Here is a 24,594-nt window from a genome sequence, read left to right on the forward strand (position 1 = left end):
GCAAATTGTAAATCGAAGGCAAGCCCCCGTATTTTCCCGGAAGTGGCCTTGATGGAGGATTAATTGGGCACGGCCCGTCCGGCCAAAAGCGCATGCTTAGACGTTCGTCGTGTTGTTTCGAATGAGCTTCGGGCACGAAAACGTACCGGCGTTTATGCTGTACAAATGAACAGGCGTGCCGACCTTCTGGGTGATTTCGCCTTTGAGACGTTGCGGCGCGCGTGAAACCCGAATGCATTCCATTCGAGATCGAAACGGCGGTCGAGTCTATTGCAATGGTTTGCCGTCGTCACCGGCGTTGGCTCAAGGGCCTGTATGATCCGGCGGTGTTTACCGGCACCGCCCGAAGGTACATCGCAGCGTTCGGGGAATAGCACTCGATAGCTGATTGGTTGCGCCTCGGAGGTGAGATCAATTTTCCTGAAAGTGCGGTAGTTGCTGCGGGCGATCCTAACCGCGACCGAAGCTTTTCACGCCGTCCGCATGTTAGCTTTGCAGGTCAAGGCTCGCGAGCCGCTGCCGGTCCAGAATCACGATCTCGCGTTGGGTATTGCCGATGAAATCGAGGACACCATCAGTGTGCAATTGCGACACTGCACGCGAAACGGTTTCGACGGTCAAACCAAGGTAATCGGCGATGTCGCGCCGAGACATTGGGAGCGAGATCACGTCAGCAGCCGTGAGTCGTTCATCCATCTCGTGCAAGAACGCGGCAACGCGCTCCAGAGCAGTTTTACGTCCGAGCAGCAGCATATGGTCTTCGGCGTGTTGCAAGTTATTCGTCGTCAAGCTGAGCAAGGTGCGCCAGACAACCGCGTCATTCTCGGCGACCGTCTCAAGGTGTTGCCGCCTGATCAGGCGAACAGCGGTTTGGATGATCGCTTCCGCCCTAAATCGGTGGACTCCGCCGTTCTCGAGTCCAAAAATATCACCCGGCAAATGAAATGCGCCAATCTGGCGCCGCCCATCGGAGAGTAATTTGCAGGTCCGTACCGCGCCTTTCCTGACCTGGTAGACGTACTCGGCTGGCTCACTCTCGATGTAGATGGTTTTACCTTTCTTGTAAGTGAATTCACTCAAGCTGACGATCGGATTCGAGCCGCTCGATATGCCGAGCTCACTGAGCGAATTGATTAGGGATCTATGGTCTGTGGTGATGCTCACGAACATGGTTCGACACTCCTGAACCAGAATATACGAAGGGGAGCCTCGCGAATTGATCCGGCGCAATCTATGGATGTCATTGTAACAAGCGGCCATGAAGAGGAGAAGTCGTGTCATTGTGACGCAGTGCGCGCGCAGCAGTTGAGGTGACGCAATGTGTTGTCATCCGGTCGAGGGGGGCCCCGCAACGCGCGTCGGAGCGAACGAAGCGATCATGGATTGAGTGCCATACGAGTGTTCTGCTGCGCGAAGGCGACAAGTCGCGCTTAAAAGATGCGTTTCACTGCGGAGTATCTTTGAAAGGCGGCTTCGGATCGCGAGCGAGTGTGTCCAAGACCAAGGACGGGTGCGGATAATCGGCTCCGGCCCTCTTAAGCCCACCCTGATATCCAACGTCTGCTCAAGAGCCCCCGTCGAGGCTCTGCCACGGGTGATTGTCTCGCTGACGATGGTCCAACTGGACCCGACACCGGCAATTGACTAAGATCAAACCTCTAATACGGATGCTCTATCCTTCAGCGAATTAAGGAGGCAAGAGATCTCATGCCTTACCTTCTCGCTACCGGAATCCTAGCACTTCCTATCCTCGTCAGCTTTGGATCAGATTTGACCGCTGCTTCACGGGTTCATTCGTACACCCCACCGGCTCGCCAAGACGTTTATTGCCTGCAGGGCCGAGCCTGGGGATATCCGGGCAACTGCCAGTTCTCGACCTACAGTCAGTGCATGGCTACCGCATCCGGCACCTACGCTTATTGCGGTATCAATCCGATGTACGCCTTCGAGCGACAGGGAAGGCAATTGCGCTGAGGCGAACGTCGTCAGGTCAGCCAAGCAGCGTTGGATGATGGACGGACCGTTCAGACTCGTGTCGCGGTTCGCTCGACCCCAGCCGCTGAATCGGCTGATTGGTCCGTTCGTTCGACTGCGCCCGGTGCCATCCTTGCATCTGGACGGCGATATCCGCTCCTGGGGCGGGGCGACACTATTCGAAACGGATCTTCTGGCTCAGATCTCTCGGAAGATAGCAGAAGGCCCGCGCTCTTCCCAGTACTGTCTCAATCTGTCTCAGAGTTCAGCGCGGCGTGCAGCCGAGCCTTCTCCAACCGAGACCTGAGTCCATTCAAACAGGCGGCCAGTTTGGCGAACTCCTGAATGCTGACATAATCAAAGACGAACTGCTCAACCTCTTTCTGCTGCTCGTAAGGATCTTGCGAGCGATGCCCGTGAGCGACAAAAGGACGTACCTGGCATCATTCATGTCGGATTTCCGGCGCACGAACTGCTTACCTCAAGCTCCCTCGATTGCTTGGTGATGAAACCCGACTCGACTCTCATCAGCTTCGCGACAGCATTGACGGGAACACCATCTTCTTCCAGCTCCGTCAGAGCCATCAAGATCATCATTTGCGGACCAGTAATGCCAAGCGCATTCGCGTGGTAGGACCGAAGATCGCAAGACATACGTCGATTGATCTGATCTACCATGTAAAGCGCCTGAGTAGATCCTGACTGACGCGCGGCGCCTTCCGGGAGCGTGTTGCCAATGCAGGCAGCTTGGGTGGCATCTGATCTCAGGAGCTCCAGCCTCAAAATATTGCTTGCTGGCTGGCTGGCTTCAGCAAAGAGGACCGGTCCTCGCTGATCACTTTGACGCGCCCAAAGCGCCCCGATCAATCAGTCGCCACAGCTAGACCATTCGTTCCGGTTCGATTTATGAGGATATTGCCCCCTCCCCAGTGGCGATCACCATAGCTTCAACCCAAGATCGAGGCCATCAAAAGTACGCCTAGCGACGTTGATGGACAGGATCGGAGAGGTCGTCGACGGGCAGTGGCGGAAATTCGCCATTTATAGGCCCGTCAGGAAACCCTTGCAAAATTATAGCAGTAGTGCTATAAGAGAAGGGCGAATGACCACACAGAAGCCCGTAGTTTGGATCGGATCGTCAAAGGACGATCTACGAGCTTTCCCGGACGAGGTTCGCCGCGTCATGGGGTTTGCGATCAATGATGCACAAAACGGCGACGAGCATCCTCGTGCCAAGGCCTTAAAGGGCTTTGGTGGCCGGAGTGTACTGGAGGTCATCGACGATGAAGATGGCGATACGTTCCGTGCCGTCTACACCGTACGCTTCGCTGGCGTTATCTATGTCCTTCATGCCTTCCAAAAGAAGTCGAAGAAGGGGATTGAGACTCCGAAGCACGACATCTTGGTAATTCAGGCCCGGTTGAAGGCAGCCGAGGCTCATTACCAAGAGAACTACGGAAAAGGAGGCAAGAAATGAGTAAGGCAATTAAAGCAACCGCAGGCAGCGATAATATTTTCGCTGACCTTGGCTTTGCCAATCCTGAGGAAGAACTCCTCAAAGCCAAACTTATTCGTGAGCTTCGTGCGATCATCAAACGTCGCAAGTTGACTCAGACAAAGGCTGCCGAACTGCTAGGCCTTAAACAGCCTGATGTATCTGCCCTAGTGACCGGCCGCGTAGGGAAGTTCTCGATCGACAGGATTGTTCGATGCCTAGATCGGCTTAATTATCGTGTGGACGTCGTTATCCGTCATAAGCCCGTTCGTCGCGCATCCTCGCGAGCTGCGGCCTAAGAGTGGGAATGGATGGATATTGACGAACTTCGGGATGCTGAAATCCAGCTACATGGTTTGACCAAGGCCGACGGCGTCTATACGTTTTATCACGATGAGACCAACAATATCCGCAAGTTGTATATTGACGATGGACGTTTGAACGTTGCTGAGCTGAAGGTATTCGTCCTCGGCGGCATTGTGCATGAAGGAGCACCGCGACCGATTGAGATTCAATCGCTTCGAGAAGCGATGCGTATCCAGAAGACGGCTCCGGAAATCAAACTGGAGCATGTCGCCAAGGGTAACTTTCTTGACGTTCTTCGCTCCCGAAAGCTGACCACGTTCCTTCGATGGCTTATCGATAACGGGTTGATGATCCACTATCACGAGCTGGATCCATTCTACTGGTCAGTTGCAGATATCATCGATTCGATCGTGCCTGAACTTGGCAATCCGATGCTCTTGCAATACCACGTCTTGCTGAAAAGCGACCTCGTCGCAGTGCTGCGCTGCGAACTGGCCGCAACCATCCAGCTATTTCACGATTTCGGCTATCCGGGGTTATCACCCGAGGGGCGGAGACCCTTCCTCGACAGGCTCATTGAGATTCTCGAACGTAACAGTGATGTCCTCCGGCATTTCAATGCAATGATGTTGAAAGGTGTACTGCAGGCCGGACGGGCGCTGGAGAGTCTGGAGTTCATTGAAGGTTATTACCCGAACCTGCTCATCGATGAGTTCAGTACCTTTTACCAGGGACGTATCGCGATCTTCAAGAATTCGACCCACATCTTCGACATGGAGAAGGTCATCCACGACCGCCTGCTGGAAACACCTCTGACCAGCCAGGGGAAACCGGTTGCGAACTTCCGATTTGCGGATTCCAAAGCCGAGCTAGGGCTTCAGATCTCAGACGTTATTGTGGGCGTCTTAGGAAAGATGCACACCTACTTTACGAACACGGGTCATGAGGACGTCGCTGCGGATCGAGAGGCTCTGGCCGGGACGAGCCTGGAGAACGCAAAACTCTTGTCGGACCTCATCTCAGCTTCGCATGCAGCCAATGTCACGTTCCTTCATCATGTCGCCAGTGTGCACGACATAGATAAGCTTGATCTGTTTCTTCGCTTTCCAGATGGGGCTCACGTTGCATGAACGAGGCGATCAATAATCGGCATTCGCGAGGGTGGGATACTTCGAACTTCTCAGCTGAACGTCGGGAGTATTTAGATGGTGATCTTGCCTTTGAAGCAATTGCAAGATCTATAGCGTCAGAGCTGGCCCCGGTTGTTTGGACAGCGCCCCGCTGGATTTAAGTGGATTCCTGCCGGGTTATGCTGAACGCGGGGCTTTACGATTTTGTCGTTGCGTCGGGAGGGCGTAGCCCGACCAGAGCGACGACAAAATCGTCGGCGACGGTCATGCGGCCATCACCATAGCTTGCGTGCCGAAGTAAGCCTCGTCGGGCGTGCGCCCGTCAAGGCTCGAGTGAGGGCGTCCCTGATTGTAGAAGGCCAGATACTTGGCAATTGACGCTCGCGCCTCGGACACGCTGTCGTAGGCGCGGAGATAAACTTCTTCGTATTTGACCGTGCGCCAGAGCCGCTCGACAAACACGTTGTCGCGCCAGGCGCCCTTGCCGTCCATGCTGATGGCGATCTTCGCGTCCAGCAGCACATCGGTGAACTCGAGGCTGGTGAACTGGCTGCCCTGATCCGTGTTGAAAATCTCGGGCCTGCCGTGCTTCGCCAACGCCTCCTGGACCGCTTGGACGCAGAAGGCCGCCTCCATTGTGATCGAGACGCGATGGGCCAGGACCCGTCGGCTGAACACATCGACGACCGCCGCGAGATAGACGAAGCCACGCCGCATCGGAATGTAGGTGATGTCCATTGCCCACGCATGGTCGGGCCGCTCGATCTTCAATCCGCGCAACAGGTACGGGTAGATCTTGTGACCCGGAGCCGGCTTGCTCGTGTTCGGGCGACGATAGACCGCCTCGATCCCCATGCGCTTCATCAGCGTCGCGATGTGGCGGCGACCGGCGTATACCCCCTCCCGCCGCAGCAACGATCGCAGCATACGCGCTCCCGCGAAGGGATAATCGAGATGCAGCTCATCGAGCCGACGCATCAAGGCAAGGTCCTCGGCCGAAACTGGCCGAGGTTCATAGTAGACCGTGCTGCGAGCCAGCTTCAGGACCTTCGCCTGGCGCACGATAGAAAGATCATGACCGCGGTCGATCATCGCTTTGCGCTCAGCAGGCCCGCCTTGGTGAGCGCGCCGGACAAAAAATCGTTTTCCAACGCCAGCTCGCCGATCTTGGCATGTAACGCCTTCAAATCGACCGGCGTCTCGGCCGATGTCTTGTCATGCCCAAACACGCCGGCGGCGCCTTCCAGGAGCTGGTTTTTCCAGATCGTGATCTGGTTCGGATGAACATCAAACAGTTGCGCCAGCTCCGCCAGTGTCTTGTCTCCTTTGACCGCAGCCAAAGCAACCTTCGCCTTGAATGCCGGAGAATGCGTCCGGCGGCTCTTCTTCGTCATCTTCGCTCCTGATTCGCAGCAAGAATCCTCGCCGCTGTCAGGCAGAAAACCCACTCAAGCTACTGTCCGAATTTGCGGGGCCAGCTCTGTCATCGTTGCGCCTGAAAGATTGGAAATAAATGATCTCTATGTCGCAATGACTAGGGCATCGAAAACGATAACCATCGTGTCGCCTGTTCCCATCCTAAGGGCGAAAGCGAAGAGGAAGGCATCGGGAGTTACGAGTGGGGCTTCGGTTTGAGCGAGTGGGTAAAGTCCGGCCTTTCGTCCCAAGTGCGTGCGCAGATTGAGGGGTATCTCTGTTGGCCGCTGCGGAGCTTTAGCGTAGGGTTCCCTAAAAGGGAGGCTGAATAGATGCTTACGTCGCCGACGGTTGGATTCGTTAGGACTTGGCAGGAGGAGTCTAAGCGCTGGACATACACCCTCACAACTTTACTGGGGGATTGGTTGAATCAGGCAGAGAGGCAATTCGGCACGCGTGATCGGAGCTGGACGATCCTTGGAATTGAGGTGGGAGGCCCTCGCCCTGGTGTTTGGTTTCCGCAGTACTCGCAGGAAAGCAGATGCGTGGTGATTCATCTGAGCGACACTTGTCAGTCGAATGAAGAGCAAGCGCGTTTCGAACTGTCTCAGGAAATAGTGCACCTCCTTACCCCGAACGGGGGTGGCGCCGCCCTTAACATTGAGGAGGGAATTGCCACCCTGTTTGCAAACCTGGTTGGGCCAAGGCACGTGAACGCCCCTTCTTATGTGAAGGTGTTGGGCTATGTGGAGGAACTTCTGAAGATTGACCCTGAGGCGATCATTAAGCTGCGAGCGAATAGCGATAGGTTTCAGGATTTCACTCCGGAGTTTATCCAGAAGCGGGTTACAGGCGTGTCTGATCAGCTAGCCTCCGACCTTTGCACGCCCTATCGGGACTAGACTGGTGAGTATGCTGTTCGAGCAAACCTTGGCCCAGATGGAGGCGTGATCGTGGTCTGGGTCTTTGGCTTCGGGTCTCTCACCTTTGATGGATGGCAGTCCGAGTTCGGCTGCGTGGGGTCTCAGCGCGCAACGCTTCGTGGCTATCGTCGAACCTTCAATAAGAAGTCAGTGGTTAACTGGGGGACCAAAGAGAACCCTGGCATCACGCTGAATCTGGAGCCGTTTGATGGGGCCAGCTGTGAGGGAGCCGCTTTTGAGTTTCCGGACAATGACAAAATACCGGTCCTCTTACGTGCTCTGCGAAAAAGAGAAGCGTGTGATCCGACAGATCTGCAGGTGCTGTTGGCCGACGGGCGCTCGGTAGACGCCAAGGTATACATCTATGAGGGAGTAAACCCGCTCGGTTCGACGATAAGCACTGCCAAGAAGGCAGAGATGATCCTCAAGGCCCGAGGCACTAGTGGCAGTGCACTGGATTATGTGAGGAGGAATTTTGAAGGCCTGCACGATGTGGGTTTAGAAGATCCGGCCGTTACCGAGCTATGGCAAGCAGTGCAGGCTCTCCGGGGCTAGGATTTGCCTTTGAGGGTATGGGAGAGGGTATAGCTCCGGCAGATGAGCTCGGTAGCGAGGCGATAGCAGACCATCCGTCCCGGCTGGGGCCTCGTCAAGAATGCTGCCTCAAAGTGTGACATCTATCACATTCAGGCAGGTCTAAGTCGCTGATTTAGCACAAATGCTAGCACAGAAATATTTCTACGTTGATTTAGTGACGATATCTCAATTGCTTGCGTCGATTACCATCCGTCTCGAATCGTGGTGGCTTGGTCCTTAGAGAACCATGTCTCCCCTCGTCGCGAAAGAAGGCTATCCTATACGCAGATTGTCTGCGGACACTTTGCCGGAGCTGCCGGTCTTGCGCTCGAAGCTGATCCGGGCCCCCTCAGCAAGGGAGGTGTATCCGGCCTTCTCGACTGACCTGATGTGCACGAATACGTCGGCTTCGCCATCATCGGGCTTGATAAATCCATAACCCTTTGTCGCGCTGAACCACTTCACAATACCGGTTGCCACTACAATGTCTCCATCTCAAACAACAGCGATCTAAGTATGGTTTGCGAAGGGCATCAAGCCGGTGCGCGGGGTATGCAATGTTGCTCCGGCACGATATGGAGCAACATCGTCGCCGGGCGTGAGCTTAGGGAGGGGCTAGCTGGAACGCCCATCGCGCGCCCTCAGCGGCTTCCGGCGGAGGTGCCGGCGACTGGCACTGTGGTCTTGTCGGCCCGGCGCAAGCGCGGGAAGCCTACTTGCAAGGGGTTTCTCAACCATGCCTTCGAGCGTTCGCTCCTGAGAGTCAGGTACGCTCTTCTGTTCCAGAAGAGCAAGAAAGGCCCGCCCTTTGTCCGTTATGATCCATTGTCCGGGTTCCCGCGTAACCAGCCCTTGTCCGAAAATATTGAGATCCGGCGTCTGCGCCGCCAATCGCTTCGTACGATCCGTCCACTCCGGACCGCTGGTGTAGAACACCGCCAGGTAATCCTTGAGGACGGCAAGGCTCGCCCGGCCCTCCGGTTGGCCGGCGAGAATCCTAAGTATCGAGACCTGAAAACTCACTTTCTCCAACCAAACGCGGTAGCACCAAAGCCGCAAATCTTAGCGGCACCTGCCGGACCCCGCGCTCCACTTTAAAACAAGAACCTCAAAACAAATGCTGATGCGGATCCGGCAGATTGGGACGCAAATGTAGACCGTCCTTGTCGAGCTGGGGAGGCCCTTTGATTCTATTCCTCGCTCGTTCCTGCAAGGCTGTCGGGCTGTCAAGCGTCGAACCGGCCTGATCATGGACAGCCCAAAGCTTGGCAAAACGGAGTTTGCGCCTCTCAAAGAGACAGGTTTCGAGGACGAGTGTTCGATCTAGTGTCGCCGCGTCCATACGAACGCGAATGGATGCCCCAAAGGTGTTCGCCAAAATCGTAATTCGGATGTCGAGCCTGGTACAATCTGAGGTGACGTTGCCTGCTCTTATCCCCCGTTTAGCAAAGGATTGCGGCGCATATGGGCGAGTTCATGCTGGATCTCGACGCCGCTTCAGCTTCACGGCCCTGCATCCGCTAGCCTGTCGGCCTAAGCAGCCGGACCCGAGCCATGATCGGTCGGTAAGCTGCTCGGTCGAAAGTCCGATCTAAAAACGCGAAAGGCGATTGCCGACAGCGATAGCGGGACTTCCGGCGAGCTTGCGCTCAGTATCGTACCTCGCCCGCAGCTCTTGACTGATGCCCATTATTGCGTGAACGAGAGGCGTCAAAATTTGGGAATGGCAGCTGAGAATGATGGATGTGGTTGCTGAGGCGAACGCCTCGGAGTTACCGCGCATTTTGCACAAATCCTCCCGGCGCTCGTCTTGGATTCTCGTCCTCTTGGTCTTCTTTGGTTTGTGTGCCGCGGCAGCCTGTGTTTGGACTAACATGGAGACAATTTTGGCGAGGTCGCAAGTGCTTGGGCCCGCGCCGATGCATGGCTTGTCACCTGAGGTTAGGGAAGCTCTGCTGGAGGTTCGATCCGAGCAACAACGGGCGAGCGATGTAATCGCAGAACTCAATCGCAATATCGGTGCGCAGCAAGCCGATTTGAAGCGGATGACGGACCAAATCGAAGCGTTGACCGCGAAGATCGAATCCTTGCAGAGTTCACTCGCTGCTGCGTCTGCGCCGCCAGTCTCTTCTCCGCCTGCAGCCCAATCAGCTTCGAAGCTGGCGAAAAGAGCGGTCCAGCCCTCTAAGCCAGAAGGGCCAATTTCCGTTGGCGGCGCGCCGCTGATCCCTGAGCCAGGATCTGGCCAGCATTGACGGAAGCGCTTGGGGGATCTCCGCCTCAACCAATTCCGCCTGAAGCTTGTCGGCTGTGCGTCTGATCCCGGTCTGCCCGCGTCCACGCACTGCCAGCAACCCATACTGGGGGTCCAAAGGTTGGTTTTGGTGCCAGTATACAGGAGGGTGGAGTATCTCGACCGCAAGCCGTCAGGCATGACTCTCAATTTCAGCTTCAATCATTGGAGCAAAGGCTCCGAGATCGGCGCGAGTTCTGCATTCGCGTTGTCGCTGTCCACGAATTCGGACATGCCCTCGGTTTTACGCATGAACAGAACCGCGACGATGCGCCGGAGGCGTGCCGTAACGAAAAAGCTTCCGGCTCGGTCGGCGATTATAAGGTCACCCAATACGATCTCGATTCAATAATGAACTATTGTAATCCAGCATGGAACGGAAAGGACAACTCAGCCCACTCGATATCGCCGCCGTCAGGAAATTCTATCCCTCCCGACACTCGGTCTCTTACTATCCATGGGCGCGCCCGCGCTGGCCGATCGCGCGGCGGTGCAGATTGCTGCGCGCTACAATGTCAGGACGGTTCACGTCCAGTACGTTGGCGTGATGTACAACGACAAGCAGGAAGTCGGCGGCGGCTCCGGGCTGCTCATCGGCGACAGCCTCGTGCTGACCAACAGCCATGTGATCGGACGCGAGGAGAACTACAAGAGCTTCGACGTCAATGCCCGCCTCGGGTCGCGCAATGCGAATCCCATCAAGGTCACTGCGGTTCATCGCGACGATGCCAGGGACCTGGCTCTTCTGGAGCTGTCGCAGTCCGCCGGCAATAGCCGTGGCGCCTCTCGTTGCCCGATGCCTGTGATCAACGACAACCAGCAGGCCCCGATCTATTTGCTAGGTTATCCTCTCGATCTGGATCTGAGCATTTCGAGCGGTCTGATCAGCAGCCAGACGAGCCCGAACGGCCGACGGCAGACCGACACAATCATGAATGTCGGCAACAGCGGCGGACCTGCATTCAACGAGTTCGGCGTGGCGGCATCGTCAAGTGGAACGAGGCGCAGGTTTCCGGTGTCAACTTCATCATTCCAGCGACCGTGATCACCGCAAGCCCGCTCTACAGCATGATCGCAGCCCTACCACAACCCTCTGTCTGCTGGACGAAATGGGTTGACACGACGATCTTCTTTGAGAACTGGAGCAAGCTGAACTCCACGCATGTGCAGACCCAAGCCAACGCTGGGGTGAAGATCCCCGAAATTCTTGCCGGAGCGATCCACACGATACTGCCCGAAGACCGCCGCCTTATCGTGAACGTGCCGGTATCACAGCTTGACGAACCGAAGCAGATCGAGCGCTCCTATACGGTGGATAAAACCAAGGACGACCACCCCGTCGTCTTTGCAGAGCATACTGCAGACTATGCCGAGACGTTCCCTGCAGAGCCCGGCTATCGCATTGCAGGGTGCACGTGGCACGTCGAGACCGGAAACGGCGCCAGCAATATCGCTTGTGCGGTCAACGATACCGGCGCGCAGGCTCGCTTCACCTACAAGCTCACGAGCGGACCTGCCGTCGACAGATACCGCGGATGGCTCGGCGCCACTGTCAACGTTTCCCAGATCCTTGCGACGCAGGTGCCGATCGATGGTCATGCTTTCCTTACCGGCCTGCGCTTCCAACGGGCTGCATCGGCTCGGCCCCGCTTTCCGGCAGGTTCAGGCGATACTCGTTGTCCTCTTCTGCGCGCTTGCGGCCGGTTGCGCCCACCAGGGTCCTGCTTCGCAGCCGGCGAAGCCGCATATCCACAAAGCACCACAGAAACATGTGAGCGCGTTCAGGGGATATGGCTATCGCTACGACCCCGGCTATTACCATGATTTTCGGCGCTATCATGGTTATCGGACGTGGCGGCCCACCGCCGGCGAGGCGAGCGAGGAGGCACCTCCCGACAAGAGCACTACCGGGTCCGACGTTGTGGTCAACAAGTCAGTCTTATTGATCGAGGAACCGCAATTCACGCTTAACACTGCACGCCATTTGCGGACCGCCATAAGACGCGAGGCGGCCACTGTGGTGCTTGTAGAGGTGGATGACCTCATCTTCGATAAATTGAGCCGCCTCTCTCAGATACGGTCGTAACGGGCAATAACCAGCTAGACGTTCCTCCGACCGAGCCGAGGGAAGCAGGCGCGTCTGCGCCAGAACTCTTCCGAGACGATGGGTGGTCACTGGGCGCTGAGACCTTGGGCTGCGGCTTTGAGGATGCGCGGGAAAGTGCGCCAGCCGCGTTCATGAGGAGGAACCGATCGGTGTAAGAGTAAACTGTTGCGGATGGCGAGACGGTAGATCCCTCACGCATGCTGGTGCAGGCAGATCCATATTGCATCCCAACTTCCTTAGCGTTGTAAGGCACGATAAAGCGCGGTGCTAACCAGCTATAATGTCGCGGCCATTACCCCAAGAAAGGACAGATCGTATGGGATTGCTCAAAAACGTACGAGCGGAGCATTCCTGGAAAGGCCCCCGGCCATGTGGCCGATCGAGACTCAGCATCTGCCGACGAGAACACTCCCCGGCCGCTCTAATGATTATTGTACCGCTACGAGCAGCTGCTGAACCTCTTGCGGCCTGTGAAGAACAGTTGTTGCTTTTCAAGTTGAGAGGCGCCGCATCGGGTTCATATTTTGACTGCGACGGGAACCTAGCTGCCGAATATTGCAGAGAGCGATTGAGCGCACAACCGCAGAGTTTCCATTGTGCGTGTCGTAGTCAATGTTGTCGCTTATCTAGACAGCTTGGTGGTCGCCCGTTATGCGCGTTACGCTACTCCGACCATCGATGCTGACTGGCACCTCACCGGCGACGGTTGCGCGATGAACGAGGCGATGTTGGTCGCCGTAGTCATTCACTGCATAATGTTGTGTAGCGCGATTGTCCCAGATCGCTACATCACCATCCCTCCAACTCCAACGCACAGTGTTTTCGAGCGCAGTGATATGAGACTGAAACAAATCGAACAGCTTCTGGCCATCGTATTTCGGCAGGCCAACGAAGTTTTGCACCAGAGCGCCGAGCACGAGCGTGCGTTCGCCAGTCTCCGGGTGCACGCGCACAACGGGATGCTCAGTCCGATAGATTGTTTTAGTGAAGACTTCGTCCAAGTGCTTCTTGTCGAGCTCGCTGACGCGGGCAAGTATTGCGTAGTCAAAGGCATTACTGTGAACGGCCCATAGCCTGTCTGCAAGCCCTTGGAGCGGCGGCGCTAGGTCGAGGTAGGCCGAGGCGGTGTTTGACCAGACCGTATCGCCACCGAAAGGTGGCATCACAATGCCTCGCAGCACGGCGATCTTAGGGTAGGCATCGACGAAGGTTCCATCAGTGTGCCAGAGATCCGCCCGGCTACCTGCACGGGTGGAATCAAGCTCGATGATCGACGCTGTTCCCTTGATCGCACCGAGCGTTGGATGAGGTGTCAACTCTCCGAAACGAATGGCAAAGCTCTCCTGCTCCGCATCATCGAGGTGGAGCTGGCCGCGAAAGAAGATGACCTTGTGCTCCAAAAGCAGCCCATTGATCGAGGCAATCGTCTGCTCCGGTAAATCGCCTGACAGTTTGACATTTCGGATTTCTGCGCCGATGCGCACTGCGCGTTTAATGACATCGGCGCGAGGAATGACATTGTCCGACAAGATCATTGCAGTCATGGTCCCATCTTGCGTAGCCCCTAGGCCACACTATCCGCTCGACCAGGCAGACCAGCGCGAGCGGCGACCGCTAGCTGGATCCGTCATCATCTATGGGTAGCGAGTGGCTCCCGTTGAACTCACGCGACTTCGAAAAGGTTACCGCAGCATCCGCTTCATCGAATATTGAACAAATCCCTAGTTCGATCAATTGCTAGCAGTGGTAGTTGACCGCGGCGAAAGCGTTGTATTTCGCTGAGCGTTTGCTCTTGCGTCCGCTGCCCGATGAATAGGAATCTGTTCGAATGCACGGCCACTGACACCGAAGCGATAAGAGGTCCCCTAAGAGCTGCCCGTTCCTCGCCGCAAAACGTCGATAGAACGGCAGCGTCCGGAGAACGCCGGCCGAGGTTCGGGCCATTGACGGGGGCGGTCTTCGCAGCCGCGGCGTTCGATGCCTTCGCCGGTATGAGGGAACATCTGCGCGCCACAGCACGCCTCCTTCGCTTCGACCGGGTTGTTTGTACGCTTGAAGACGAGGCCTGTGTAGCAGACGCCATCCCGGATGTCGGCAAGAGACCACGGCTTCTCGCCCGCTTTGTAATAGACACCAGTCGTGAGATTCCACGCGACGGTGCGTCATCCTGCATCTTGCGGGAAAGCTCGCCCTTGCTGTTGAGGTATTCGCGCGGGGCAATGGCGGTCTGCGCACGAGCTGGGTGATCGCCTCGCAGCCAAGTAGCCTGGCCCTGAGCTGGTTGTGGAAATGGTTTTCGAGCAAGTGCTTCTCCGCGGCCACATTGGCGTCGTCGAAGAAGACGCCTTGGCGCTGTACCGCTATTTGGAGAAGAAGCCTATATCGCCCTGCGGTGCCAGGATCTGATGTTCGGTAATCCATCCGAGTATCTGGCGAAGACGGCGGAAGTGCTTTCGATCCAGCTCAAGCCCGATCTTGTCGCGACCGACGTTGAAATGAAGGCTTCGCGTGAGTTTCTGATCCACAACGGCGGCCTGATCAATCAGCTCTACCTCGACGAGGCCGGCCGCAAGCTCGGGGCAAAATCAATGAAGAACTCGATATCTACGAAGATTTTTCGCAGACGTAGTCAGGAACGCCAAAATGTTATCCGGCGCTATCCAAGAGAGACCGAGCAGAAATATCGATGAAGACCCAACTCACAGAGTGTCGCCGGATCGGTAGTGTTCTTTCCGTACGCGGACAATGTGACCTAGCTTACTCGCGATATTGATTGTGAGCGTCCAAACCCCTCGGACAGTAGGGCGTAAGCCGTCCTTCAGTCCGCTGCTGCCGCATCGACGGCGACCAGTCATGTGCCGAGGGAACCGATCTAACTGTCGAGTTTCCCAAGATAGCGCGCCGCGCCGAGGCGCATCATCGTCATCAGCGTTGGCTGATCGCATGGCGATCGTGAGGCATCGTTGGAAGGGGAGAGCGGCTCCCAGCGCGCCAACGGGCCGCGCCGGATCGACAATTCGCTTCCCGCATGCGAGCGAAGGCGGTCTCCCGCGTCATGGTGGCGATCTCCGCGGGGGTCAGGCCGAACATCTCCTCGGGCGGCGTCGCCCAGGTCTGCGCACGGATCGGCGAGGGCATGCCCATCCGGGCAAGGAAGCCGTCGAACTTGCGAAGGTCCATGTCTGTCTGCCTTTGAAGTTCGCGCGCCGACATGCGCGAGGCGCCGTCATTCGCAAAGGTTGACATGTGCACGCCGATGACATCGCCATCCCGCGTGAAGCCGCTCGCCCAGATGAAGAAACTGGCGCAGAGGCAGGTAAAGCCGTCGGGGTCCGCGAGGCCGTCGCCTTCCGGGCGCACCTTGTCCTGCGTGGCTTGCTTAAAGATGCAATGGGGCTGGCTCGCGTTGCTTGTCGCGGAAGGGGGCACGCACTTCGCTCCGCAAGATCCGGATCTGCTCGCCGATATCATCACCGGCGTCGCCGATGCCGCCCGACGAAGAGCTCGTCACGACCTGGAGGAGATATCCCGATCGAACATAGGGCGTTACCGGCGCGCGGAAGCGCTGCCCATCATGCTGCCCTACTTCATCGCAGAAATTTGACGTAGAAAAGCTCGCGCTGGGGATCCGCAATCGCGTGCATCGTTAGATATCTTCGCCATGATGGGCGGGAGTATGTCCTGTTCTTCGTTCCCACGAGATCGGGCAAGGGTGTCGGCCTCGTTATCCCTTCGCTCCCGACCTGGCCGGGCTCGGCGATCGTTCGTCAAGGACGAGAACTGACAGCTCACCGCTGGCTTCCGTAGCCAGCGCGGTCGCGTCCTTCTCTTCGATCCGACCAATGCAAAATCGTCGGCCTATAACCCGTTGCTCGAGGTCCGCCGCGGCGAGTGGGAGGTGCGCGACGTCCAGAACATCGCCGACATCCTGGTCGACCAGGAGGGTAGCCTGGAGGAGCCGAACTACTGGGAGAAGACCAGCCACGCCCTCCTGGTTGGTGCCATCCTCCACGTCCTCTATCCCGAGGAAACAAAACCCACGCCGGCGTCGCAGCCTTCCTGTCCGATCCGAAGCGGCCGATCGAGACGACGTTCGCCGCGATGATGCGAACGGCGCATCTCAGCGAAGGCGGCGTCCATCCCGTCGTCGCTTCCGCTGCCCGCCAGCTGCTGAACAAATGCGGTAACGAACGCTGGGCGTCCTGAGTATCGCGATGTCGTTCCTGGGCCTCCACCGAGACCCCGTCGTGACGGAGGTGACACGGCGCCGCGACTGGCGGATTATCGACATCGTCGGCGGGGATCGGCCAACCACGCTTTACCTTGTCGTGCCGCCCTCGGACATCAACCGCACCAAGCCACTCATCCGTCTGATTCTCAATCAGCTCGGCCGCCGCTTGACGGAAGATCTGCAGGCCAAGGCCGGCCGACGCCGCTTTCTCCTGATGCTTGACGAATTCCCGGCGCTCGGCGGCTCGATTTCTTCCAGTCCGCGCTGGCGTTCATGGCCGGCTACGGCATCAAGAGTTTCCTGATCGCTCAGTCGCTGGACCAGATCGAGAAGGCATATGGGCCCAACACTCGATCCTCGACAACTGTCACGTCCGAATCGGGATACCGCGCTTGACATGCCGGTAGCGCATAATTTCGAAACGGCGGAACAACCCGACATCATGCTCGGAGGTAATGGTCTCAAAAATGCGAAGCATCTCTTGCGGGGCGGCCGCCGGCGTCTCGCCTTTTTGGAGCAACGCAGGTGCATACTGAAGGTTCATCAAGACGACGTCGGCGTAGACGAGCACTCACGGTGTTGGTTTTCAGCCATGGATCCGCGCGCTCCGAATTCCGCATGTGTATGTCCGATTGCCGCCGCAATGTCGTAAATCCGACAAGAGCTGCCGGGGCGATTCCGCACGAAATGCCGTAGGTGGGCATGTTCTTCTCGTCCAACAAGGCGCAGTCGAGATTTTGTGGGTGGCACGGCGGTTGCTATTGAGCAGACGGACCACTGCCGCGGCTACAGGCCAAGCCGCTGCCCCATCCCAAGTCACACAAACGTGCTTCAGTAATCAATCGACGTACCCAGACCCGGACAGAATTTACGCGAGCGCCAACGACAAGAACTTACACGAGTTCAAGGAGGCTTCTGTGGAAATGCTGGATGTCATCGGAATTGGGATCGGCCCATTTAACCTCAGTCTTGCAGCGCTTATTGAACCTACTCCGCTCCGCGCACTTTTCCTGGAGAAGCGAGACGCACTTGTCTGGCATCCGGGCCTTGCGCTGCCGAACAGCCGCCTACAGGTGTCGCCGCTTAAGGATTGCGTGACCCTGGTCGATCCTACTAGTCCATATTCATTCCTCAACTATTTGGCGCTGCATGGTCGGCTCTACAGCTTTGTCAACAAGCGCAATGCTTCAACATCGCGGCAGGAGTTTATTGAGTACTACCGGTGGGTCGCAGGGCGACTCAAGACGCTGCGCTTTTCCGAGGTCGTCAATGATGTTATTCCCTTTAGGGACGGCTACCGCATCAGCACGAATACAACCACATACTTAGCGCGCGCTGTTGTTGTTGGTGTTGGCGTAGAGCCCAAAATCCCCGCCTGTGCCAGATCTTTGCTATGTGGCACTCTCTACCATGCAGCTGACTATCTCGAGCGGCCGCTACCGCAAGCAGCCGAGCATGTGCTCGTTGTGGGAGGCGGTCAGAGTGGCGCTGAGATTACCGAGGACATTCTTACTCGTTCTGTATCCACCCAGATCACGTGGTCAACGTCGCGTTCGAACTTTTTTGCCATCGACGACAACAGCTTCGTGAATGAAGCTTATACGCCCGCGTATAGCCGTCGCTTTCACGCTCTACCGCTTCAGCAACGCCGCGATATAGTCGAGGGCGAGATGCTTACGAGCGATGGCATTTCCGTCGACTTGTGCAACCGCTTATATGAAATGCTGTACGAACGCAGCGTGGATGGCACGCTGTCCGACCGTTTTCGTGTGTTGCCCAGCGTAGTCGTGAAAGGCATCACCTCCCACAAAATGGGTTGGCGAGTAGATCTAGATGAGATCGCAACGCAGCGAAATAGCTGCATTCTAGTCGATCGTATAGTGCTTGCTACTGGTTTCCAGCCGCGTACGCCGCCCTTCTTGGAGGCCCTGCTCGAGGGAGCATGTATGGAAGATGGCCTGCCAGTACTTGGCCCGGACTATGCAGTCCGCTTCGGTCGGCCCGTGCCAGGACCAATATATCTACAAAATCAAAGCCGCGTGCAGCACGGATTGCAGAGCGCCAATCTATCTTTGGTCGCGTACCGTAACAGCCAAATTATCAATAGCCTCCTCGGCCGACCGTTCTATTTGAATACATCCGGTAGGCAGATGATTCAGGTTTACGCAACTTCGGACGCGTCTGAACGAGACGCCGGTGTGGTGGCGATGCGATCGACCCGACAGGTATCGGGTGGCACATGAACGGCGGCTCGACCTCACCGCTGCGGGGCCGGATTGCGGATGGAACGGCCAACCCCGCCGATCAGCTTTCAGGCACGCTCGACTACCGCGCCTTTGTACCATTTTTGATTGCCTCCATTGTCATTGCAGCAGCTTACGGCACTAGCTTTCTATTGCCGGACTACATGCATGCGCTCGAAACGGATGGTCAAGCCGCTGGTCTTATCATTTCCAGCGGCATGGCTACCACTCTCGTTTCCTGTTGCTTGGCAGGGTGGCTGGCAAAGCGGATAGGCCTATTGCCCACGTTGACTGTCGCATCCTTGTTTATGGCGTTAGCCATGCTTGCCTTTGCCGGCGCTGCCCTCGATACGCGAGCTGCGTACGGTGGAGGCTTGCTGGTGGGCGCTGCCTGGTCAGTGTTCTTCATTTTGGCACCGCTGCAGATCATCCGCCATCTACGGCCCTCAGCACGTATTCAGTATTTGACGGTCTTATCCGGATCACAAATGGCTGGGCTCGGCCTGGCAGCTCCACTTGGTCACTTGCTCGCAAAATACACTGGTTCGCTGGCCACGATTTATGCGGTGCTTGCGATTGCGTGCGTGATCGCCGCCGCCTGCGTAGACCTTACAAGACACGCGACGTCGAGGCTATCGGCACTGGCTATGCCAGATATCGCAATTACTCTGGCCGCGACTACGACACTCCTTCAGAAGTGCACAGCACTCCCCATCGCCATGATTGCGATTTCAGGCTGCGTGTTCGCGGGGCTGTCCACATATCAGAGCGCGTATTCCGCCTCACGTCACCTGAATTCCGATCTGTTCTTTCTCTTTTTCACTGCTACGAGCGTGATACTACGCTTCTCTGTCGCTCACCTCATGGGCAGCCTGCCGTTACGCCGACTGGCACTCACGCTCATCCTACTGACCGCTGCGTCTCTGGTGCTGTTCCTTTTCAACGATGGCAGCACATCACTCTATATTGCGGCCTCTGTCCTCTTTGCCGCCGGCTATGGGTTAAGTTATTCAACCTTGAATACGATAGCCGTCAATCTCGCCGGTGAGCACGGCGTCTCCGTGCCCACTACATCGCAGATATTTACCCTCGCATACTTTCTCGGGCTCTTCGGCTTTCCTATGGTCGGAGGGCAGTTGGTCCGTGGATTCGGCCCTGACGTGATGTTGCTTAGCCTATTGAGCGCGACCGCTCTTAATGCGGTGCTAGCAACCCGCCTCGGCCAAAGCACATCTGATCCGTCTCATTTTAGGAAGGAGCTCACACATGCTGACCGAGGCGCAACAATCGAAATGGAATAAGGATGGATACCTTCGATTGGAGAAGTTCTTCGATCCAGCCAAGCGCGACAAGATTTCTCGTTACGTTGAGGAAGTTGCACGTTGGGATGTAAGCTCCGACAAGTGGATGTTGTGGTTCGAGAAGACGAGTGACAGCAGAAAAATTATTTCCAAGGCCGAGAACTTCTTAGACTACCATGCCCCTCTACGGGACGCGCTCCTGGCCGATGGCCGCATTCGTATAGCGGTCGAGACACTCTTGAATGAGAAGACACGGATGTTGAAGGAACTTCTGATCTTCAAGTATCCGGACAGCGGCGGGTACCGCCCTCATCAGGACATCTATCATGTCCCGCACAAGATACCCGAACGCATGGTGCACGCAATTGCATCCATCGCCGTGGACGACTCCGGCCCGGGCAACGGTGGGCTCTTCTTCACGCCAGCTCGCCATAAGGAAGGAATGTTTCCGATGGATGCGGGTGGCGTGATTCACCCGGAGATCGCCGAGGCCTTCGCATGGGAGCCGGTGCGATTGAAAGCTGGGGATGTTTTCATTTTTGACGATTATGCGCCCCATTACTCCTTGCCAAACAAGAGCGATCGGTCGCGTCGTGCGATTCACTTGGTGTTCCAGCGCGCATCCACTGAGGGGCCAACACGCACCGAATACAACCGCATGAAGCGTGCGTACAACCCACCAGAAGAAGCTGTGGCAGATCTTGAGAACCTAAAGCGTCCCAATGGCATATTCTATCGCAACTGATAGCCACGTCTGAGGAAGACCAACATGTACACGACGCGGCCCGATCATTCTCTGATGCGAACCGAATACGGCGCTCTGGTCTGGCGCCTCTTGGAGCATCTCCCGGAGGGTCTCAGCCCAGCATTTGGCGCATCAGTCGCGGAGCTCGCTCCAGGCGATGCGGTCGACCCGCACGATCATCAGGAGCACGAACTGTGGCTGCTGATCTCTGGTCGTGGAGAATTCGAAGTCGACGGTCAGGTCCGTAATGTTAGCGAAACGAGCTTGTGTTACATGGCGCCACATCAGAGGCATACTATCCGCAATATCAGCCAAGATAGCGCTCTCAAGTTTATCTCGATCTGGTGGGATTGACGTGCGCACTTATTTTATCTGTCCCGCGCCGCCTTGCCCTAACGGCAAGCTACATCTGGGTCACATCGGCGGCGTGTATTTGCCCGCTGATATTTTCGTCCGCTTTCAACGCATGGCCGGCCATCGGGCCTACTACATCACGGGCTCAGACGAGCACGGCACATATACGCTCGAAACGGCACGAAAGCTCGGCCGATCCTTTAGCGAGGTCGCAGAAGGATACGTTCACAAGATCTTAGAGTGTTTGCGCGCGGTGCAAATTACGCCCGATGTGTTCGTGCGCACGTCCAGCGCGATTCACAAGGGAAATGCTCTAGCGATATTCCGCGAGCTGCAGGCGGCCGGCTACGTCGACGTACGGCAGGGCGTCCAACTGTATTGCGAACATTGCGATGAGTTCGCTGCGGACTCGCTCGCAACTGGCCGTTGCCCGGCTTGCTCATCGCCTTGCGACAGCAACCTGTGTGAGAACTGCGGGCTGGCTCTTCAGCACGACACAATCCGTGACGCCCGGCACGTCACCTGCGGCTGCAATCTTGTGCTAAGACCCATCACGCAGGCCGTGTTCGACATGCCACGTCTCGCTCACTCACTGCACGAAGCCATTGGAGAAAGCGTATGGCCCGAGCCGATACGGGCCAAGGCGCGCGCTTGGCTACACCGGGAGGTGCGCGGCTTGCCGATGACCCGCCATTTCAGGCACGGCGTGGAAGTAAAACAGCCTGACTCTCTGATCGGCCAAACGCTGCTTACATGGTTTGAGGGCCTCTGGTGCTTCGACACCGGAATTCGCGAGCAATGCGCCCGCGCCGGTCTGGACGCAAACGCGGCGTTGCACGACCAGAACACCGAGATTCTTTTCTTCATGGGGCAGGATAATCGTTTCTATTACACGCTAGGTGTGGCCGGCGCTCTGCTCGCGCGCGGCTACCCAATTCCCAAAAATCACTCAGTCCAGGATTTCTACAAGCTGAAAGGCGAAAAGTTTTCCACCAGTCGTGATCATGCTCTTTGGGGCGATGAAGTGGCGGGTGACGTGGGACCAAACGTACTCCGTTATGCGCTGGCGCGAGTGGCCAAGCCCTTTGGAACCGACGCAAACGATTTTAGTCTCGACGGACTCGTCTCGGCAGCGTCACGCATTCGGGTCTGGGAAGATGCGTTACGGCGGTGTGCAGAAAGCGCACGTACAGTAGAGAGCACCGAACTCTCCCCGAATTTCCGCCGCTTCGCTGAAGATTACGCCGATGCGGTCACCGCACTGCGTTTCTGGGATGCGCTTGATATCATCGACAGGTGCTTCGAGCTAGCTGGCTTTGCACATGCAGACGATTGGACATGGAATGCTGCGCAGATCTCGCTGTTCCTGAGCCTCCTCTATCCCGTAGTACCTGAGCTAGCGATGGGCTACGGCCAGCATTACTTTGGCGGTGCGTGGCGGCCGTCCCTCGAGACTTCGGCCGTAGCAGCCCAGCCAAAGACGTCGGTCGACTTTCCCTGTTTCAGCACGCCGATACCTGCGAACTTTGCCGCGGAGTACAATAAGCGCTTTGGCAAAGAACAGATTTCGCAATCATGACGATCCGAATGACGAAGCCATGAATTCCCGCATCTCAAAACGCAGCGCTATCGCTCAAGGTTTCGCGCCGTTCAACTCCTCAAGTGCGAAGCATGGTATCAATTTCGGCTACGCCCTGGCTGACCCGGTCATGTTTGCAGAACTGCCGTGGCCAGTCGCGTTTGACGGAGGTACAGGTGTGGCTCTCGCCGATCTGCCGCAGTATACGGATGCGGCGGGTTTGCCCGAACTCCGTACAAAGCTCGCACTGAGGTACGGTGTGCGGCATGACCAAGTTATGCTTACGGGTGGAGCTTCACAGGCCTTACAACTGCTTGCCGATGGCTGGATTGACCCCGGTGACGTGGTCCTGATGGAGGACCCCTCCTACTTGGGTGCACTGCGTACGTTTTCGATCGCGGGTGCAACCGTGGTCCAGCTAGGTCTAGCCGCAGAGGGAGTCGATCTAAACGAAGTCGAGGCAATACTGCAGACCAATGCCCGGGTGAAGCTTTTCTACACGATGCCAGCATTTCATAATCCAACCGGTCGCCAGATGTCGCGCGACTATGTGGCCAAATTGGCGGCACTGCTAGCCCGCAGTGGCGCTCTCTTGGTGCAGGACCTTGTCTATGCTGAGTTACCCTACAACGGTCCAGCGCATTGGGTGGCGCCAGGCAATAACGTGATCAATGTCCATAGCATCTCAAAAGTTGCCGGACCGGGGCTACGGTTAGGTTGGGTGCTTGCGGAGTCGGACATCATCAACAGGCTTGCGCACCTCAAACGCGACGGCGGCGTAAGTCCGGTCCTAAGTAACATCGTTTTGGGGTTGTTGCAATCGAGCGCTCTTGACTCGCACATAACACGCTTGCGCGAGCACTACCGAGCGAAGCGAGACAGCGTACATAGCTTATTGCAGCGTAGCCGGATTTGCGACCTGGGATATAGCGTGCCAAGCGGGGGCTTCTCGTTCTGGGTGCGGCTTACCCCGGGTACGGATCCGGAGAGGTTTATTGAAGCTGCAAGCCGCTTGCACGGCGTGCACCTTGTAAATGGTCGCAACTATGGCCCAGGAAGTGGCCGTCACATGCGCCTGTGTTTCAGCTATCTTCCAATATCTCTCATTGAGCAGGGGCTGGAGCGCTTAAGTCACTTGCATGCTAACCTCTAGACGCGCGTGGTGTGTTTCAGCAGAGTTTTCCGATCTGGGACGGCGTCGCACGTCCAGCTCCTAGCGACGACACTTCTGAAGGGGGCGAGCTCGCGAGGACACAACAAGTCGCTGTCCTGCTTTGTTGCCGGCCGGCAAGGTCGCCTTGGTGCGCCCCTAACCGACCTGCCCGTCACTCGCCCGAAGCTGCGAAGAAATGTATGCGGGCATGGCCAAATACATCGCGAAGATGTTCGGATAGTCATAAGCCCGCCAGATATGCAGGCGGCCCTTTGGGCTGGGATCGCTGCTTTCCCTGTTCTGCTTCCAATCGGGTGTGCCGTAGAGGCCATAGGCGTAGCCTCCTATGTGGTACGTTTCAGCCCGCCCCAGACGAACGTATCTATATACCGATCCAGCGCCGCCTATGCTCGCGACACGCTGTGCAATTGCGCAGGCGATTTGCATCAACGAGAATGGCGACGACGCCGAGCAAGCACTTGCCTGTCTGATGCAAGCTGAAGACAAATTCGGCTTCGACATTCGCTTTCGCGCGCGCGTGCCAAGATCCACTGGCGCAGACGCGATCATGTAGCGGCGCTCCCGCTGCTGACTGCCGCTGCGGAAGCCGGCGGACAAGACGCAACCGAAGCCATATCGCCCGCGAGGCAGGCATAAACGCTGCGACGCTCGGCGACTGGGCGTCGGCGAAGCAGTGGTTCGAACGTGCTCAGGTCGAGGCGGCAAAGCTTGACAAGTTACCATCGGCGCGAGCCATGCCGATCGGGT

General features: G+C 56.9%; 24 protein-coding genes and 2 pseudogenes. 19 read left to right on the forward strand and 7 right to left on the reverse strand.

The window, feature by feature from the left end; genetic code table 11:
• Nucleotides 1-486: 486 nt before the first annotated feature.
• Nucleotides 487-1,170, reverse strand: a complete 684-nt coding sequence (locus tag BJA_RS10285; protein ID WP_026312933.1) for a helix-turn-helix domain-containing protein — start codon at nucleotides 1,168-1,170, stop codon at nucleotides 487-489.
• 537 nt (nucleotides 1,171-1,707) lie between these two features.
• Here BJA_RS10285 and BJA_RS10290 point away from each other — a divergent pair.
• Nucleotides 1,708-1,974, forward strand: coding sequence for a DUF3551 domain-containing protein (locus tag BJA_RS10290; protein ID WP_018648598.1), 267 nt, complete (start codon nucleotides 1,708-1,710; stop codon nucleotides 1,972-1,974).
• 447 nt (nucleotides 1,975-2,421) lie between these two features.
• On the opposite strand, the gene BJA_RS42950 is transcribed toward BJA_RS10290, so the two are convergent.
• Nucleotides 2,422-2,841, reverse strand: coding sequence for a hypothetical protein (locus BJA_RS42950; RefSeq protein WP_223153697.1), 420 nt, complete (start codon nucleotides 2,839-2,841; stop codon nucleotides 2,422-2,424).
• A gap of 235 nt (nucleotides 2,842-3,076) precedes the next feature.
• Between BJA_RS42950 and BJA_RS10300 the strand changes: the two genes are divergently transcribed.
• The 3 genes from BJA_RS10300 to BJA_RS10310 are packed head-to-tail and all read left to right on the forward strand — an operon-like array spanning nucleotide 3,077 to nucleotide 4,905.
• Nucleotides 3,077-3,451, forward strand: a complete 375-nt coding sequence (locus tag BJA_RS10300) for a type II toxin-antitoxin system RelE/ParE family toxin (RefSeq protein WP_014497752.1) — start codon at nucleotides 3,077-3,079, stop codon at nucleotides 3,449-3,451.
• The gene (locus BJA_RS10305; RefSeq protein ID WP_011084909.1) at nucleotides 3,448-3,768 is read left to right on the forward strand and encodes a helix-turn-helix domain-containing protein; all 321 of its coding nucleotides are present in this window, start codon (nucleotides 3,448-3,450) and stop codon (nucleotides 3,766-3,768) included. The genes BJA_RS10300 and BJA_RS10305 overlap by 4 nt, the downstream gene beginning before the upstream one ends.
• 12 nt (nucleotides 3,769-3,780) lie before the next feature.
• Nucleotides 3,781-4,905: a DUF3800 domain-containing protein gene (locus tag BJA_RS10310; protein WP_011084910.1), complete on the forward strand. Its 1,125-nt coding sequence runs from the start codon at nucleotides 3,781-3,783 to the stop codon at nucleotides 4,903-4,905.
• Between the two features lie 264 nt (nucleotides 4,906-5,169).
• On the opposite strand, the gene BJA_RS10315 is transcribed toward BJA_RS10310, so the two are convergent.
• Nucleotides 5,170-6,299 (reverse strand): IS3-like element ISRj2 family transposase gene (locus BJA_RS10315; RefSeq protein ID WP_085967575.1). Its coding sequence is split into 2 segments (ribosomal slippage): nucleotides 5,170-6,047 and nucleotides 6,047-6,299, totalling 1,131 coding nucleotides; the frame shifts between segments, so codons are not numbered across the junction.
• A gap of 567 nt (nucleotides 6,300-6,866) precedes the next feature.
• On the opposite strand from BJA_RS10315, the gene BJA_RS42955 reads away from it, so the two are divergent.
• Both BJA_RS42955 and BJA_RS10325 read left to right on the forward strand, forming a co-directional pair.
• Complete coding sequence (locus tag BJA_RS42955; protein WP_223153695.1) at nucleotides 6,867-7,223, forward strand: hypothetical protein; 357 nt, start codon at nucleotides 6,867-6,869, stop codon at nucleotides 7,221-7,223.
• Between the two features lie 45 nt (nucleotides 7,224-7,268).
• Nucleotides 7,269-7,799 (forward strand): gamma-glutamylcyclotransferase, encoded by a 531-nt coding sequence (locus tag BJA_RS10325; RefSeq protein WP_011084913.1) that lies wholly within the window; start codon nucleotides 7,269-7,271, stop codon nucleotides 7,797-7,799.
• Nucleotides 7,800-8,093: 294 nt separating this feature from the next.
• Here BJA_RS10325 and BJA_RS10330 read toward each other — a convergent pair whose 3' ends face one another.
• Nucleotides 8,094-8,300: a cold-shock protein gene (locus BJA_RS10330; protein ID WP_011084914.1), complete on the reverse strand. Its 207-nt coding sequence runs from the start codon at nucleotides 8,298-8,300 to the stop codon at nucleotides 8,094-8,096.
• A 1,256-nt stretch (nucleotides 8,301-9,556) separates the two neighbouring features.
• Here BJA_RS10330 and BJA_RS10335 point away from each other — a divergent pair.
• The 4 genes and pseudogenes from BJA_RS10335 to BJA_RS10350 all read left to right on the forward strand — a co-directional run bounded on the left by BJA_RS10335 (nucleotide 9,557) and on the right by BJA_RS10350 (nucleotide 11,937).
• Nucleotides 9,557-10,075 carry a hypothetical protein gene (locus BJA_RS10335; RefSeq protein WP_011084916.1) on the forward strand — a complete coding sequence of 173 codons (519 nt, stop codon included), beginning with the start codon at nucleotides 9,557-9,559 and terminating at the stop codon, nucleotides 10,073-10,075.
• A 203-nt stretch (nucleotides 10,076-10,278) separates the two neighbouring features.
• A pseudogene (locus BJA_RS44005) lies at nucleotides 10,279-10,425 on the forward strand (M12 family metallopeptidase); the annotation flags it as partial.
• Nucleotides 10,426-10,570: 145 nt separating this feature from the next.
• On the forward strand, nucleotides 10,571-11,158 hold the full coding sequence (locus BJA_RS10345) for a S1 family peptidase (RefSeq protein ID WP_011084917.1): 588 nt from the start codon (nucleotides 10,571-10,573) through the stop codon (nucleotides 11,156-11,158).
• On the forward strand, nucleotides 11,155-11,937 hold the full coding sequence (locus tag BJA_RS10350; RefSeq protein ID WP_011084918.1) for a hypothetical protein: 783 nt from the start codon (nucleotides 11,155-11,157) through the stop codon (nucleotides 11,935-11,937). The genes BJA_RS10345 and BJA_RS10350 overlap by 4 nt, the downstream gene beginning before the upstream one ends.
• Before the next feature lie 909 nt (nucleotides 11,938-12,846).
• Here the strand turns inward: BJA_RS10350 and BJA_RS10355 are convergent.
• Nucleotides 12,847-13,764 carry a TauD/TfdA dioxygenase family protein gene (locus BJA_RS10355; protein ID WP_011084919.1) on the reverse strand — a complete coding sequence of 306 codons (918 nt, stop codon included), beginning with the start codon at nucleotides 13,762-13,764 and terminating at the stop codon, nucleotides 12,847-12,849.
• Nucleotides 13,765-14,625: 861 nt separating this feature from the next.
• Here BJA_RS10355 and BJA_RS10360 point away from each other — a divergent pair.
• Nucleotides 14,626-14,910 (forward strand): hypothetical protein, encoded by a 285-nt coding sequence (locus BJA_RS10360; RefSeq protein WP_011084921.1) that lies wholly within the window; start codon nucleotides 14,626-14,628, stop codon nucleotides 14,908-14,910.
• 235 nt (nucleotides 14,911-15,145) lie between these two features.
• Here BJA_RS10360 and BJA_RS10365 read toward each other — a convergent pair whose 3' ends face one another.
• Complete coding sequence (locus BJA_RS10365) at nucleotides 15,146-15,649, reverse strand: hypothetical protein (protein WP_162494059.1); 504 nt, start codon at nucleotides 15,647-15,649, stop codon at nucleotides 15,146-15,148.
• Nucleotides 15,650-15,871: 222 nt separating this feature from the next.
• Here BJA_RS10365 and BJA_RS10370 point away from each other — a divergent pair.
• A pseudogene (locus tag BJA_RS10370) lies at nucleotides 15,872-16,831 on the forward strand (type IV secretory system conjugative DNA transfer family protein); the annotation flags it as partial.
• Here BJA_RS10370 and BJA_RS10375 read toward each other — a convergent pair.
• Complete coding sequence (locus tag BJA_RS10375; RefSeq protein WP_014497739.1) at nucleotides 16,819-17,022, reverse strand: hypothetical protein; 204 nt, start codon at nucleotides 17,020-17,022, stop codon at nucleotides 16,819-16,821. The pseudogene BJA_RS10370 and the gene BJA_RS10375 sit on opposite strands and share 13 nt — an antisense overlap.
• A 352-nt stretch (nucleotides 17,023-17,374) precedes the next feature.
• Here BJA_RS10375 and BJA_RS10380 point away from each other — a divergent pair, with 352 nt between their 5' ends.
• The 7 genes from BJA_RS10380 (at nucleotide 17,375) to BJA_RS10410 (ending at nucleotide 24,400) form a co-directional block, all read left to right on the forward strand.
• The gene (locus tag BJA_RS10380) at nucleotides 17,375-18,694 is read left to right on the forward strand and encodes a lysine N(6)-hydroxylase/L-ornithine N(5)-oxygenase family protein (protein WP_202801489.1); all 1,320 of its coding nucleotides are present in this window, start codon (nucleotides 17,375-17,377) and stop codon (nucleotides 18,692-18,694) included.
• Entirely contained in the window at nucleotides 18,691-19,995 is a 1,305-nt protein-coding gene (locus BJA_RS10385) for an MFS transporter (RefSeq protein WP_011084926.1), read from the forward strand. The genes BJA_RS10380 and BJA_RS10385 overlap by 4 nt, the downstream gene beginning before the upstream one ends.
• Entirely contained in the window at nucleotides 19,961-20,740 is a 780-nt protein-coding gene (locus BJA_RS10390) for a phytanoyl-CoA dioxygenase family protein (protein ID WP_011084927.1), read from the forward strand. Before BJA_RS10385 ends, BJA_RS10390 begins: the two co-directional genes overlap by 35 nt.
• A 24-nt stretch (nucleotides 20,741-20,764) precedes the next feature.
• Nucleotides 20,765-21,094, forward strand: coding sequence for a cupin domain-containing protein (locus BJA_RS10395; RefSeq protein WP_011084928.1), 330 nt, complete (start codon nucleotides 20,765-20,767; stop codon nucleotides 21,092-21,094).
• Nucleotide 21,095: 1 nt separating this feature from the next.
• Entirely contained in the window at nucleotides 21,096-22,673 is a 1,578-nt protein-coding gene (locus BJA_RS10400; RefSeq protein WP_011084929.1) for a class I tRNA ligase family protein, read from the forward strand.
• A 19-nt stretch (nucleotides 22,674-22,692) separates the two neighbouring features.
• Nucleotides 22,693-23,826, forward strand: a complete 1,134-nt coding sequence (locus BJA_RS10405; protein ID WP_011084930.1) for a PLP-dependent aminotransferase family protein — start codon at nucleotides 22,693-22,695, stop codon at nucleotides 23,824-23,826.
• 406 nt (nucleotides 23,827-24,232) lie between these two features.
• Entirely contained in the window at nucleotides 24,233-24,400 is a 168-nt protein-coding gene (locus BJA_RS10410; protein WP_155256178.1) for a hypothetical protein, read from the forward strand.
• Nucleotides 24,401-24,594: the final 194 nt, after the last annotated feature.

Origin of the sequence: Bradyrhizobium diazoefficiens USDA 110, from assembly GCF_000011365.1 — a bacterium.
Lineage (GTDB): Bacteria > Pseudomonadota > Alphaproteobacteria > Rhizobiales > Xanthobacteraceae > Bradyrhizobium > Bradyrhizobium diazoefficiens.